Annotated in this window: 11 protein-coding genes; 5 read left to right on the plus strand and 6 right to left on the minus strand. The window is 48.3% G+C overall.

The features are described from left to right. Nucleotides 1-3 precede the first annotated feature (3 nt). Entirely contained in the window at nt 4-4,650 is a 4,647-nt protein-coding gene (locus tag DXV75_RS07910) for a hypothetical protein (RefSeq protein ID WP_115592871.1), read from the minus strand. Between the two features lie 217 nt (nt 4,651-4,867). Next, nucleotides 4,868-5,755, minus strand: a complete 888-nt coding sequence (locus tag DXV75_RS07915) for a LysR family transcriptional regulator (RefSeq protein ID WP_115592872.1) — start codon at nt 5,753-5,755, stop codon at nt 4,868-4,870. Between the two features lie 106 nt (nt 5,756-5,861). Here DXV75_RS07915 and DXV75_RS07920 point away from each other — a divergent pair, with 106 nt between their 5' ends. From DXV75_RS07920 to DXV75_RS07930, 3 genes are all read left to right on the plus strand, one after another. Continuing rightward, nucleotides 5,862-6,569 carry a CoA transferase subunit A gene (locus tag DXV75_RS07920; RefSeq protein ID WP_115592873.1) on the plus strand — a complete coding sequence of 236 codons (708 nt, stop codon included), beginning with the start codon at nt 5,862-5,864 and terminating at the stop codon, nt 6,567-6,569. Nucleotide 6,570: 1 nt separating this feature from the next. Next, nucleotides 6,571-7,227 (plus strand): CoA transferase subunit B, encoded by a 657-nt coding sequence (locus tag DXV75_RS07925; RefSeq protein WP_115592874.1) that lies wholly within the window; start codon nt 6,571-6,573, stop codon nt 7,225-7,227. Nucleotides 7,228-7,357: 130 nt separating this feature from the next. After that, nucleotides 7,358-8,695 carry a DEAD/DEAH box helicase gene (locus tag DXV75_RS07930; RefSeq protein ID WP_115592875.1) on the plus strand — a complete coding sequence of 446 codons (1,338 nt, stop codon included), beginning with the start codon at nt 7,358-7,360 and terminating at the stop codon, nt 8,693-8,695. 28 nt (nt 8,696-8,723) lie between these two features. Here the strand turns inward: DXV75_RS07930 and DXV75_RS07935 are convergent, their stop codons facing one another. The 4 genes from DXV75_RS07935 to DXV75_RS07955 form a co-directional block, all read right to left on the minus strand. Next, complete coding sequence (locus DXV75_RS07935; protein ID WP_115592876.1) at nt 8,724-10,124, minus strand: glycoside hydrolase family 28 protein; 1,401 nt, start codon at nt 10,122-10,124, stop codon at nt 8,724-8,726. A 676-nt stretch (nt 10,125-10,800) separates the two neighbouring features. After that, nucleotides 10,801-11,043, minus strand: a complete 243-nt coding sequence (locus DXV75_RS07945; RefSeq protein ID WP_115592878.1) for an EF-hand domain-containing protein — start codon at nt 11,041-11,043, stop codon at nt 10,801-10,803. 61 nt (nt 11,044-11,104) lie between these two features. Beyond that, on the minus strand, nt 11,105-12,100 hold the full coding sequence (gene trhO / locus DXV75_RS07950; protein ID WP_115592879.1) for an oxygen-dependent tRNA uridine(34) hydroxylase TrhO: 996 nt from the start codon (nt 12,098-12,100) through the stop codon (nt 11,105-11,107). Between the two features lie 94 nt (nt 12,101-12,194). Next, nucleotides 12,195-12,677: a VC2046/SO_2500 family protein gene (locus DXV75_RS07955; protein ID WP_115592880.1), complete on the minus strand. Its 483-nt coding sequence runs from the start codon at nt 12,675-12,677 to the stop codon at nt 12,195-12,197. 155 nt (nt 12,678-12,832) lie between these two features. On the opposite strand from DXV75_RS07955, the gene DXV75_RS07960 reads away from it, so the two are divergent. Both DXV75_RS07960 and DXV75_RS07965 read left to right on the plus strand, forming a co-directional pair. After that, nucleotides 12,833-14,479, plus strand: coding sequence for a response regulator (locus tag DXV75_RS07960; protein ID WP_115592881.1), 1,647 nt, complete (start codon nt 12,833-12,835; stop codon nt 14,477-14,479). Continuing rightward, nucleotides 14,476-14,772 (plus strand): hypothetical protein, encoded by a 297-nt coding sequence (locus DXV75_RS07965; RefSeq protein ID WP_115592882.1) that lies wholly within the window; start codon nt 14,476-14,478, stop codon nt 14,770-14,772. Before DXV75_RS07960 ends, DXV75_RS07965 begins: the two co-directional genes overlap by 4 nt. Nucleotides 14,773-15,054: the final 282 nt, after the last annotated feature.

The raw sequence follows: 15,054 nt of genomic DNA on the forward strand, positions 1-15,054 counted from the left end.
TGGCTACTCAAGTTCCACTCCGCCACCTTTAAGTAAACTGACGTTTTTGATCAACAGAGGAATTAACCCCAAGGTGGCCGTCGCAATGCTAAGTAAGGTATTCAGCGAACTGCCGCTTGAATACACAAAAATTGCCAGCAGTACCAGCAGCACCGCAAAAATCGGGATCCGTAATACGCTCCAGGCACCTTCACTTGTGTTATCTACCCATTGACTGACAACCGAATCCTTTTCCGCCGTCAGAATAAATTGCCTGAAACTCTCGTTTACCAGATGCCAGCCTTTGTCACGATACAGATAACAACGCCTTACCAAACGTTCTATAACCCGCTCATTGGCCGGATTAATGCTGGCCCCATGGGCCATTTTCCACAGAATAAGTTTCTCCTGAACGGTGCACTCTTCCCATTTACGGCGGTAAAACGGGCCGGCTTGTTCCTGCATGAACTCAATGACCTGCTCCGGGTACCAGTAATCGTTCAGATCCAGAGGGTTTTCAATTGTCTCTGCACAACGCTTAATCTTTTTCGTTACCATTTTAAACTTGGCTTCCAGTTCACATATTTCCGGCCAGGCCAGGCACTCATGGTGTAATAATTCGTTGGCATCAAATGGGTTGGTAAGCCGGGATTTACGCAGTGGTGACCAGGCATAGTGTTTATCAAACTCCGAAAACAGCTTGCACCAGGCGGCTTTTTCGTCTGTATTCGGCGCTGCGACGGATTCCCCGGTTTCGTAATCAGACGGGTTCAGAATACGGTATAGCGGCGCAGTGTCGGCAATAACCACGAGCAGAACTCCGGGCATAGTATGTAACTCATGTAACAGCTCATATACGTTATATCTGAGCTCTTTATCCTGGCTTATCTGTTCCAGTCCACGCACAGCAACCACCAGCGCCCTGTTTAAATTGGCATCTCGTTGAGCGGTAACATTGGCAATAAACAAGAATTCTTTGGAGTGCGTATCCAGACAATGATGTGTTTCAAGACAGTCATGCACCCTGAATACCTTGTCCTGATAGAGCATTTCAACCTGCTCTAGTAACTCCAGCTCGGCTTTTTTACGGGAAGCGTTGAGGATCAATTGTGAATGGCCGTTTTGCAGCGCAGCGGATACATTGAGCTGCGGAAATTCTGCGGCGCTCTGCTCCCCTTTCGTGCGTTGCGGCATAACCCGATACTGGTCATGCAAATGTTCACCCAACATACGTTGCACAATCATCTGCCGGATAACCACATACATAGTTAGCGGTAACCCAAACATCATAAGCATGATAATAAGCGGGCCGATACCTGACCGGGACGCCGCCGTCATAAACAGGTCGGCTCGATAACGCAGCTCAGTTCTGTGTTCAGGGACGACTTCTGTGGATAGATCCTGCTTGGCAGCAAAGGTCAGGTGACTCACAAACTCCGTATCACTTGGAGTATTACTGAATACACTGTCAAACAGATTGTCGGTGAAGTTGTGTACTCCTATTTGGCTGTAGTTAACTAAATTTGCCCAGCCGCTTTCACAGGACGTATTCAGTTTGGTGTTTTCACACACCACATCGTGCGGGAAAAAACCAGCCAGCACGGCGCGTAAGTTCGGCTCTTCCAGCCTGGAAGAAATTATTGCGTCAATTGGCGGCTTGCTACATTCATTAGTTACATTGAGGAATGCGAGATACTTGTTGTACGCCTGTTTGCGTTCTGCAAGGTTGTGTTCTGCGTTGAGTTGTTCAAAATGAGCCTGGCGCTGCAACAAATAGTCGTGTGCGCTGTAGGTAATTATTGCCGCAGGAACCACCGCAACGAGATAGATAACACCAGTTAAAAACCAGACATATCCTTTGGTGTACCGTTTGGATTCCACAGCCTTGTTGACTCGACGCTGGCAACCTGATTGTGGCATTTCATCATTAAACAGAGCAAAAGCTGCCAGTGCGACTGCAAACAGAACTGCTCCGGCTACGCTGTATGCCTGATTAATGCCTATGACATCAAACCCCCATTGTTGGCTTGCAAGCAAATGAATCAACAGCAGGGTGGAAATTACAATTCCAATTGAGTAAAGCGGCTTTTTCCAGCGTTGATAAAAGTTAAAATGTATAAAAAAACGATACAAAAACACCCCTGCCAATAACCAGACAACCAGTGCCCACAGCAATAGCCTTCCACTCAGGGTTTGCACTACCCCCAGCTGGAACTGAACCGCCAGACTGGATGCTAGCGTTAAACAGGCGCACAAAGCATATCGAGTTACACGGTTTTCATCAAAACCAAACAATTCCTGCCAGTAACGCTGGTGGGACAAATAACGTAAAATCAAAAAACAGGGAATAACCAATATCAGTATAAAAACCACCGCCAAAAACACCATAATCATATTGTTGGTGTAGAGTTCCTCAGGGTTGTAAAACGCTACCAGTTGCCAGGGTACGTTGGTATGAATAACTGGATTTCTGCCATCGTTGTGTAACAGGGTTTCACCGGATAACGCACCTACAACAAGCATGTGGGGGCTGCCCTTGTAGTCAACATTCATCATGGTGGGAACCGCCATGGCTTCATGATGGCTGGCTATCAGTAATTCAGGATTGTTGTTGGTTTCGGAGAAAAAATTTTCAATCAGACTGAGGCTGTCGTCGCTGTGGAACAATACATCGCCATTGTTATTGAGTACGGCAAAACCGAAATTATTCGGCAATATCCTGTCAACCAGACTGGTAATGCGGGTTCCGGCGATAATAATTTCAGGAATTTCCTGGCCCTGGGTATTTGAGCCTGTGTTATCTGGAGGTAACTTCCTGTTGCCGAAGGGTACTGCGAGCAGAGTGTTCTTGCGCCCGTCTTCAATATTATTGAGCCGTTGCAGAAAGAATTTCATTGGCTGAGCGCGGTTTACTGTCATTTTCCAGTAATCGTCAGCCAGGCCCGCCCGAACGTACTCACGTTTGGACAAATCCAACTCCTGCCGGAATACCACTGCCTCCGAAATGTTTAGTATGTGCAGTTTTTTGTTCACACTTTTGTCTGCATTAACGACAGCCAGCGACTCGAGGAAAGAGCGTCTGAATGTCCCCGCCGGGTACTCTGAAACAAGCTCACGGTTGGTGCAATGACTGTTTTTATAGGGTTGTTGCGGAAGATGCGCTTCAGTTGATTCATTGCAGCCCGTATCTGGCGATAACTCATTGATAACCTGAAGCAAGCCGTGAATTTCAGCATTAAACTCCTGGCGAATGCTTGTGTAGATCTGGTTGAGTTGCTGTTGTTTGACGCTTTTGAAGTAACTGAAAAACAGCTCCTGTGATAACCCCACCGTAACTATGCACGTCGCCAGCACTAATCCGAGCACGATCTGGCTCTTGTCACCCTGTTGAATGGCGTAAGTGGTGCTCACAAAGCGCAACTTTATCAACGGAATGATGGCGATCAAAAATAGTAGCGACATGATCACCCACATCAATACATTAGGCGACAGTTTGAGCTTCTGGGCATTTACCACACGCTTTTCAATCACCCCAATCAGGTAATAGCTGGTGCCTTCCCGGTTAAGCCCTTTGCCTAATATGGGATGGATGTACACCCGAATTCCCCGGTCACTCAGTTGCGTATCAACAAACCGGCTCCCCTGCAGGGATAAACGGCTGGCTGCAACAGCCCCGGTGCCGGAAGTCTGTTCTTCATGAGGGTTCAGGACTTTACGAATCAGCAATTCGGTATCATTGGTCAGCTTTGAAGCATCATTGACCACCGACTTAACCTCACCAGACTCGGTAACCAGCGCAACAGTTTTAAATTGGGTAACCCGCTGTTTCATGGAGTTGTGAATACTGCTTTCGAGCTGGATGCTCAAGGTTTTACTGAATTCGGAATAACGCTTTTTTGAGACAAAACGAATGGTGTCAAAGGCAGGAATGGTAAACGAAAAATCACTGTCTGATTCGGATAGCCAGCCCCAGTCTGAGGCAACATGAAACTTCTTAAATTCTATGTCTGCCAGATCCTCTGACTGTGAGAGCTTTTCGATTGCTTTTGAAGCTTTCTCTTTGAAATACTTGCTGTAGCATGCCCTTTGCGGATCGGATTCCGTCAGAATACTTTTAATTTCGACACAACATTGTGTTTTTTCAGAACTTTCACCTTTACAATCCTTAACTTCTGAATCTTTGTCTTTAGACGTTGAACCTTGATGGCCTTTACTTTCACTTGCCCCTGACTGTGATAGCTTTTCGATTGCTTTTGAAGCTTTCTCTTTGAAATACTTGCTGCAGCATGCCCTTTGCGGATCGGATTCCGTCAGAATACTTTTAATTTCGACACAACATTCTGTTTTTTCGGAACTTTCACCTTTACAATCCTTAACTTCTGCATCTTTGTCTTTAGACGTTGAACCTTGATGGCCTTTACTTTCACTTGTCCCCTTTTCAGAGCCTGAAACGTTATAGGACAACAGGTAATCGGTGGTGGCCTTTACTTTTTCCAGGCTCAGCAACATGGTTCCTTCAATCTGTTTCAGTTCGCGGAACAACAATGTGTTGAGCGTGTCCTCGTTGCGGCCCATTTTGAAATAATAGACAACACCAAAAATCAGTCCGCCCAGTACTAACACGAGGATGAAAAACATCAGTTTTGAGAGGTTGCGTTTGAATGGCGTCATAAGCAACGTTTCGCGGGCACCTGTTTCCAGATTTCTCGGATTTCAGTTGAAAGCGTTGATGCCACTTTCACTATTCAAATCCTTCGTCGCTATTCAGCTTAAGAAAGAATTGGCTAATTTGCCTGTTTAACCAGTGATATGAAAGGCGGGCTCCATTCAATAACCGATTAAGGGCAGGCATTCACTCCTGTAAGGTGGGATCGGGCTCCACTTTATCTCACACCGCAGAGTTTGCCATGCACTGCTCCCACAACGCCTGTCCAGCGACCGATATGCTGCCCCGTGAAGCTTTAACCATACCCACTCGCTTAACCAGGGGGTTCCCATCGATAGGCAAACAGATAAGCCCCTGGCTTTCCATTTGCTCGCGGCACAACTGGGGTACCACAGACACTCCTATATCCTGCGCAATAAACTGCCTGACAGAACTGAGCTGACCGGTTTCAGCAACAATATTGAGAAACCAGCCCTCAGGTACCAGCGAATCAGTCCAGCCGCGCACTGCCGAACCCCGGTTCATAGCAATGAACGGGCACTTTAAAAGTTCCTCAACTGAGATTTTAGTTTGCAAAGCATAGGGGTGCTCAGATGCAAATACGGCCATAAAGCGGTCTTCAAAAAAAGGGATAAAGTCCAGCCCATCCAGAGACTCCGGTTCGAAGGTAAAACCAATTTCCGCTTTGCCGTTCAATACACTGTCGATCACCTGTTCCATGACGATATCGAGGATCCTGAGGCGAATATTCGGCCAGTGGTTCCGGTATTGCTTTAAATATCCGGGCAGGTAAGACTCAGCAAACGAAGGCATCGCGGCAATGGTGAGTTTGCCTTGCTGCATAGCAAACAGGTTCTGCATATCCTCAAAGGTTTCATCCCACTCGCCTACCAAACGACGAGCGGCAGGCAACAATGCACAGCCTTCAGGGGTGAGCTGCACCCGACGGGTTGTTCTGCTGAACAGCTTACCGCCAAGTTGTGATTCCATCTTCTTAATCGCGCTGGAAAGTGCAGGCTGAGTGAGATGCAGTTTTTCTGCGGCCTCAGCAAACGTGGCAGAATCCGCCACCTGGATAAACGCCAGCATGTTTCGGTAGGAAATGGCCATTTAATAAATTTTTCTTATTAATAATGATATTAATTCAATTTTACATAACCACGTGTCTAACCGATACTCCTTTTTGTTTACTTTGTATTAACAAGGAGATGCTTATATGTCGGGTTTCGATAAAGTCGTCACCAGCTATGACGCCGCGCTGCAGGGGCTGGATGACAACATGACTGTCATCGCCGGCGGTTTTGGATTGTGCGGCATTCCGGAAGGCCTGATAGCCCAAATTCAAAAACTGGGTGTGAAAGGGCTTACCGTGGTTTCCAACAATTGCGGTGTCGATGACTTTGGCCTTGGCCTGCTGCTAAAAGACCGCCAGATTAAGAAGATGATTTCCTCTTACGTGGGTGAAAATGCCCTGTTCGAACAACAACTGTTAAGTGGGGAACTGGAAGTGGAACTCACTCCCCAGGGCACTCTGGCTGAAAAAATGCGTGCCGGCGGTGCAGGTATCCCGGCATTCTATACCGCTACCGGTTACGGCACCCCGGTAGGAGAAGGTAAACCGGTACGGGAATTCAACGGCAGGCCATACATACTCGAAGAGTCAATCACTGGCGATTTCGCCATCGTGAAGGCCTGGAAAGCCGACAGATACGGAAATTGCGTATACCGCCACACCGCTCAGAACTTCAACCCCATGGCTGCAACCGCAGGCAAAATTACCGTTGTGGAGGTGGAAGAAATTGTTGAGCCCGGCGAACTGGATCCGGCCCACATTCACACGCCGGGTATTTACGTAGACCGGGTAATACTGGGTTCCTTTGAAAAACGCATTGAAAGAAAAGTTCTGGCAAAGGAGGCGAACTGATATGGCACTGACCCGAGAGCAAATCGCCATGCGAGTGGCACAGGAATTCAAAGACGGCAGCTATGTAAACCTGGGGATTGGCATCCCGACACTGGCTGCCAACTACGTACCAAAAGGTATTGAGGTGATGCTTCAGTCAGAAAACGGGCTTCTGGGTATGGGCCGCTACCCGAGTGAAGCGGAAGTAGATGCAGACATGATTAACGCTGGCAAAGAAACCGTTACTGCCATTACCGGCGCATCGATTTTCAACTCTGCAGAGAGTTTTGCCATGATCCGTGGCGGGCATGTGGATTTCACCGTGCTGGGAGCTTTCGAGGTGGATGTGTATGGCAACATCGCGTCCTGGATGATCCCCGGAAAACTGATAAAAGGCATGGGCGGTGCCATGGACCTGGTTGCCGGTGCAAAAAACATTATTGTCACCATGACCCACGCCGACAAGCATGGTAACTCCAAATTATTAGCCCAGTGCACCCTGCCCCTCACCGGCGTAAATTGCATTACCCGAATCATTACTGACCTGGCAGTAATGGAAGTGGCCGACGGTGCATTCCACCTGAAGGAGCGCGCTCCGGGAGTGGCTGTTGAAGAAATCCGGCAAAAAACCGCTGGGCGTCTGATAGTCGAGGGTGATATTCCTGAAATGATTTTTTAAGCCTTTTTGATGTTATGCGTCGCTGGGCCATGGCCCACGGCGCCAAATCCTCCTGAATACCGGCCCCCGGCATTGGTATTCAGGCCAATTTCAGCGATAATGGCGGCAGTTTTTTCAATGAGGCAGCCTTTTGCAAATCCAAGACCTTCCCGTCCATCATAAAATCATTACCCGCCTTGCAGATCGGGGCCTGGAAAACCTCACGGAAATCCAGCAACAAACCATTCTGCCAGCCCTTCAAGGCAAGGACATCATCGCCTCTTCGAAAACCGGATCCGGAAAAACACTGGCATTTCTTATCCCGGCGGTGCACAGGTTGATGACCACAAAAGCCCTTTCCCGCCAGGATCCTCGCGCATTAATTCTGGCGCCAACCCGGGAACTGGCCAAACAGGTCTTCCAGGAAGTAAAAAACCTGATTGCCCGGCAGGGGTTGCAAGCAACACTGATACTGGGTGGCGAAAACTTTAATGATCAGGCCAAAGCGCTGGCCAGAAGCCCGCATATCGTAGTGGGTACAGCAGGACGGATTGCAGACCACCTTAAAGACAAAAGTTTTTATCTTAATGGGCTTGAATTGCTGATTTTTGACGAAGCAGACCGGATGATGGACTTGGGCTTTGCCAGCGAACTGAACCTGATTAATCAGTACGCTGATCACCGAAAACGCCAGACCATGCTTTTTTCTGCCACACTGGATAACCTGGAACTGGAACACTTCTCACGCGAGTTGCTGAAATCTCCTGTTCGGGTTGCCATTGGCAGCGCTGCCGAACAGCATCAGGATATAGAGCAGTCATTGTATTTTGCCGACAACGTTGAACATAAAGACGAGTTACTACAGGTGCTGCTGGACGCTCACAGCTTTAATCAGGCTATTGTGTTCACCGCAACACGGGAAGATACCGATCGGATCACTGCGGCCCTCAACCAGCAACATCGTGAAGCCATCGCTCTGCGCGGAGATTTGCCACAGAATCAGCGGGCTCAGATTATGAGCGCCTTTGGTCGTGGCCAGTACAGTATTCTGGTCACAACAGATGTGGCTTCCCGCGGCCTTGACTTGCTGAAAGTTGGTCTGGTGATCAATTTTGATCTTCCCAAACAGGCCGATGAGTATATTCACCGTATTGGCCGCACCGGGCGCGCCGGGCAGCACGGCATTGCCATTTCGCTTGTAGGGCCCCGAGACTGGAAAAGCTATCTTGCCATTAAATCACGGGTAGCTTACCCAATGGAATGCCAACCTCTGGAGCAATCTCCGGCGAAATTCAGCGGAAAAGTTGCCAAAAAACGGGTTAAAAATGAGGTCGGCAGTGATGCTGACGCTGCAACAGCGAAAAGCAATGATTCAGCGCCGGTACGCCCAACACCAAAACGGGTTAAAACCATGCTGGGCACCGAAGCCGGTAATCTGCCCATTATACGTCGCAAGCGGGAATTGAAAGCGGATGATGAGGAAGAATAAGGCCGATAGAATCGGCCTTTAAGACGGGTCAGTTCGAAGGCGTAAGTTGCCACAGTGTTCTGTCGCCGGTCCAGGTATTCGGCCCCAGCCTGAACATGGTTTCGTCTTCTTTTATATGTAACCGCAGACCACTGGTGCGATGTATTAACCGGCCCCAGTCCCCTTCTGCCACGTATTTCCATTCGTAATCAGAACCGGTATTGCTCGCACTAAAATGCAGCACATTGAGGCCATCCGTTGAGCCCATCACGTTACCGTTGGCCTCGCTCTCAAGTCGGAACCATTCACCATCGGTTTTCACCAGATCCCACTGGTGGTAAATTGAAACATTGTTGTTCAGGCTAACGGTATTGGTTGAGGTATGATAACGCAGATGCTCACCGGACGCCTTGTGGTCCAGAACTTTGATCCCCGCAGCCACGCCCTGGTTGCGGCATTCGTAATAGTTGGTTTTTGAGGAACTACCGCAGATATTGCTGGTAACGGTTCCGTTTGAGTAGCCAGCCCACTGCTGCACATCAATCAATGCATTGGTTACAGTGAGACTCAGGCTCATACCTGCTTCTCGCTGACTGACCACGGTCGCATTTTGATTTTCAAACACTAAATCATCTATTTCAATTGTGCGCGCCAAACCTCCTTCTCGGTGCACAATTAGCGCTCGTCCATCTGCTCCACGGCCACTATCACCATTTACCTTCAGACCCTGAAAAATCCCCTTGGCATTGTTGTCAATATTGGTCCCCCAACCAAGCTGAATAGGTACAGCGTTGAGGATCATCTTTACTTCATTGTTGATATAGGTAGTGGTGCCATAATACACCTTGAAGATGTCATCTCCGGTTTCAAAATAGCTGTTTTTAATCACCGAGCCATCGCCCGCAACCACACCGTCGCTGTTGTTACCCTCTCCACCACGGCTGTCAATGGCACGAATGCCATCCAGGTTCATCTTATCAGTACCTCTGGCGGTAAAATGAAAGCCTTTTGGGTCGAGACTTGTCAGGTTTGTGACCGTCAACGTGCCACCACTAATGTAAAAGGTTGAAATCTCAAATGCCTTCACACCTTCCCGGTTCTTTGTGTACTTTGTTTCGGGTGTACCGTATACGACCGATGTGGTTTTATTTTTACCCTCTACCGTCGCGCTGGCGGAGAAATGAAACTGACCGGTTACGGTAACTCCACTGTTAATGACCACCTTCTGCACCGATGTAGGCACTTCCCAAACGGTATCAAAATACGTTGGCCGTCCGCTTAACGCAATAGTGCCCGAGGACGTAAACGTAATTGTACCGGTGGCGGCATCCCAGGTTGTGTTACCCGTATAGCTGTTCTGCAGCGTACTGACACTCTGTGCCGCAAATGTGCTGAACCCTAACCCCATCAGCACAACACCTAAAATAACCACATAAATTTTTCTTGTCATAGATCTTCCTAGGTTGTTGGTGGCTTTCACCACGTCTTCCAACTACCGTGCGTTCGCTTATGCGTAATTCAGGTGTAAACGAAGGGCACCACTCCTGGGGTAATCGCCAATTGTTAATAAATAGTATAATAATAACGTATTATTCGTTAACAATCGTAGACAGCATTTTGGGGTTACGCAAAGAAGAATTTTTAATTGAGAGTTATCAGAAAGGTTTTTACACTGCGAAAGAAACCGCGCAGTCAAAGAACCGCTGAAAGGAATTTAACCAGGAAAAACGCTGCCAAAGCAGCGATCAAAACCAAAACTGGTATAAAACTAAAACAACTATTCTGGCAGGACATCGCGATGGGTGCTTGGATGGTATTTAAGGCAGTAGGGAATACGACATTGATGAAGTAACGGCAAAAGTAAACCGAACTTTTTTGCCCTTGTGACATTGGAGCATATCACTTTCATCACTTAAAAAGAAAAAATGGATTGCGATTTACCACGGTCCGTTTACCAGATAGGCGCTGGTTTTGCTTCCGATTTCCGTGTCTGTTGTCATGTATTTAGCAGCCAGTAGAAGCGGCTCTTTTGGCGTACCAAACATCATAAGGTATGCAGTTCATCAACTCAGCGGATTGCAGTCGCATTCATAAAAGCCACTGCAACACCGCTTGAGAGTGTTCGCTCAGTATTCCCACCAGCCTTCCTGCCACCAGGCAAGAAATTCTTCAAAGTCGATGTAACCATCGTCGTTACTGTCGATCAGTTTGAACCCTTCTTCCACGTGACTGGCTTTGGTTTTTGGCGATAAGACCGTTAAAAGTTCGATGAATTCAGGCAGGTCGATTTGACCATTTCCATCGCGGTCGAAAAAACTGAAATCGCTTTTGATTTCTTCAATTTTTTGATCAGATAGCTGGGCTTCCACTGGGCGTCCCTTATCGTTTCCTACGTCGGACAAGCAGTGTACCGCCCCGCTCTTATGCTGTCTACGCCTGATTCAGCTTTGCCTGCTCGGCACGCAACCGCTGGGCTTCGGCCTTTTCCTGGCGCTTCTGTTCCATAATCAGACGGGCATCGGTGCCTACGTGCTCTTCGTTGCGCTGTTTTGCGAGCTGAACCTGTTTTTCACGCTCACGGAACCGCTCAATCTGTTCCTCCGTGTGGGTGCCATAACAATGCGGGCAGCTCACACCGGGTTCATATTTATCCGACTGCTTGTCTTCTTCAGTTATGGGCAACCGGCAGGCATAACATTGATCAAAGTGACTTTTTTCAAGTTCGTGGTTAACCGCTACCCGATTATCGAAAACGAAACAATCTCCTTCCCACAAAGACTCTTCCCTGGGCACGTCTTCCAGATACTGAAGAATGCCACCTTCGAGGTGATACACTTCCTCAAAACCCTGTTCTTTCAGATAGGCGGTGGACTTTTCGCAGCGTATGCCGCCGGTACAAAACATCGCTACTTTCTTATGTTTACCCGGATCCAGTTGCTCTTTCACATACTGGGGAAATTCACGAAAAGTTTTGGTTTTAGGGTCGATGGCATGTTTGAACGTCCCAATCTGAATTTCGTAATCGTTGCGGGTGTCAATAACGGTAACATCCGGGTCGCTGATAAGCGCATTCCAGTCTTTGGGCTTCACATAGGTGCCCACCGTATGGCGCGGATCGATCCCATTGACGCCCATGGTAACAATTTCTTTTTTGAGTTTGACCTTGGTGCGGTAAAACGGCTGCTCTTCGTGCAGCGATTCCTTGAATGAAATGGGGTTAATACGCACATCGGCATTCAAATACGCGAGCAGACCATCGATGCCCTCACGGGTACCGGAAACCGTACCGTTGATGCCCTCATGGGCCAGTAACAGAGTTCCTTTAATACCAAGTTCGACCATAGTGTTATGCAGCGGCTGCCGCATGGCTTCAAAATCATCAAGCGCAACAAACTTATACATTGCGCAAACAACATATTGAGACATGAAAATTGTACCTTTATTTGCTAATTGGAACGTAAAACCAGTGCAAAATGCGGGCGCGACTATACCAGAGGCGGCCAGTGAAAGCCAGAGCCAGTCAGGCTCTCAGCAAGGTTTGGGCAACCGGTATTATGTCAGCAAGATTTTCCGGCTGCTGGACACGCAAAGGTTGTTCGCCTCCACGAAACGCAGACTGAGTTGCAATGCTGCAGTTAGCAATTACACCAGGATCTATCCACTGAGGATCATTTTTCACCGCCAGCGGTTCTGGGTGCATAGCCTGCCACAGACTCAAGTCAGCTGTGCGCCGGGCCGCCAAAAGTTTGGCTGAAACAGCCGAATGTGCCACATCCTGTTCGTCTGTCTGCAAAGGCGGGTTACGGTAGTGGGACTGGTTGGTAGGGCTGACCACCTTATCTGGATCAGACGCAGCCGGTTCACTGATACGCGAGGGTAAACGGCCAGGCTGGACGTGCATAGCCAGGAACAGCGAGAACACCGCGCCCTTCCCCGCAGCGCGGGCAAGATTTCCCGACCATTCGTGATCGCCGACTGCCTTTGAATGGATGCTGTTGTGCAAAAAATGCTCCCTCGTTTACTGCATTTGGTTATCGGCGCATCACATGGAACCTTTAATCTTTGGATTGTCACTCTGATACTTGCTTAGCGTATTGAATTCACGGAAGATGTGCGGAAGAGTTGGATAAGAAGTCCGGTACGGCGTGAGTAGTTTGCATGAATTTTACCGATAAGCGGGTATTAATAATTGAAGATCAGCGCCCGTTCTTATTGCTATTGCGCGGTCTGCTTAATTCCATGGGTGCAACGGAAGTCGTCACCAAACCATCTGCAGAGCAGGCTATCGCAATTTGTCGCCGACAAAAGTTCGATATCATCATCGCCGATCTGCATTTGGGAAGTGACAAAAAAACGGGCTACGAGTTGATTGAAGAGCTTCGTTTTCGTAAATTCATCAAGCCCTCCACGATATTTCTGCTCATCAGTGCTGACAGCGCGCGCCCTATCGTACTGGGTTCGCTGGAGCGACGTCCGGATGATTACCTGATTAAACCGTTTTCCCAGTCTCAGCTTAAATCACGTATAGCACGGGCCTGGCAGAAACGTCAGCACATGCTGGTGGTTTACCGGGCTATCTTTGAAGAGCAATGGGATAAGGCCATTGCTGCCTGTCAGATGCTGGTAAATACCGATTCACCCTATCGCCGCTATTGTGAACAGGCATTGGTTGAGCTGTACTGGAAAATAAAACAGCCTGAGAAGTCTCTCGAAATCCTGCAAAACTATCAAACAGGAAAACCGGTACTCTGGGCCCAGATTGCGCTGGGAAAAACCTATCTCAAGTTAAATAAACCTGATCAGGCACTCGCTGTCGGAGAAGAAATTCTGGTACTCAATCGCTTCAGTGCCGAAGCCTATGACCTGATTGCCGAAGCCCAGCACGCACTGAAAGAAGGTGAACGTGCAATTGATGCTATTCGTCAGGCCATAAAACTGTCGCCGTTTTCATTGCCCCGTCATTTCACGGCTTGCACCATCGCCAGGGAAAACCAGGATTATCAGCTCGTTACCGAATCCAGTCAGGCAATTTGGCAGCTCTCAAAGCGAACTGTACACCAGGATGTTTCCCATTGGTGCAGCTACATACGCAGCGTACTGGATGCTGCAGAACATGCTGAAGACAAACGTACCCGAAACCGCTTTCAGCAAGAGGCTTTACTGCTGCTACAACGGGGTAAATTTGACGACATTCTGAACCGTCAGAGCGACAAGCTCGATTTGGACATTTATGAGCAGGTCGTCAATGCACGCATATACTCCCTCGACGGTAAAATGCTCGACGCCAAACGGGATCTGTTCCAGTCCCAGTTTGCGATAGAGGAAAAATACGAACACTACCCTACGGCTTTTGCACCCGACAGTTTAAAGGTGATGTACGATTTAGGGGAATTCGATGAAGCGCAGGATCTGATTAAAACACTCCGGCAAAATGGCGAAGATCTCGACCCTAACAGCCAGCATCTGATGCAGTATGAAAGCAAACGGGCTGAAGAACGCCAGTCACTGTACCAGCAACACAACCGGCAAGGCATCGATTATTACCAGAAAGGCCAGTATGGTCAGGCCCGGGATTCGTTCAGCCTTGCACTCCAATTTGCCCCGGTTAACACCGGAGTAGCACTGAATTTACTTCAGTGTTTACTTAAGGTACTGAGTAATCAGAAAAAACCAGAACCCACCTTGATTAAAGAATGCAGACGGGTCTATAAACTAATTGAAGACATACCGCTGCGCAAAGAACACCAACAAAAGTTTGATGACCTGCGCGGCGAATTATTCGATTACTTGGGACTTTCTGCATGACATTACATTACCGCATTGCGGCCGCAACCGGTGTGGCCATCTCGCTATCGGCCTGCAGCACAAACGACAAAGCCTGCGAAGACATTCTCGAAGTAAGGCACCAGCAACAGGTTTGCTCAGAGTTATCCCGCGTTATGAATGACAGCAGTCATCCGCAGCAGGCACTGACCGCTCGTAAACGCTTTGAGGTCGAATGTGAGCAATTACGCTACTATCGTGATGATTTTGATACCATCTGCAAAGGCAATCAAAAGCCAATCGGTGAAAAAAAATCTGATGAGAACAATCCCTGATTAATTTATACACCTCTTTGACTTTCTGGAATTGCCGGCGTTTTGCCTGTTCTGGCGGACATACTCCCCAGATGCAGGCAGGACAACCGTAAGTCAGATAGCCAGCTTTAACTTCAAGCCGCTTCGCATTGCGTTTCAGCCTGCTATCGTTGTGCGTGTGATTTCATTGAACAAACCTTGTTCATTAACTACTCTTTGCCTGAAGATCCTATTTGTTTCTGTTGCAACCGATACAATTACACACACCAGTCTGATCATTTTTCGTCCACTTACTTGACACCC

Origin of the sequence: Alteromonas aestuariivivens, assembly GCF_003367475.1 — a bacterium.
GTDB lineage: Bacteria > Pseudomonadota > Gammaproteobacteria > Enterobacterales > Alteromonadaceae > Alteromonas > Alteromonas aestuariivivens.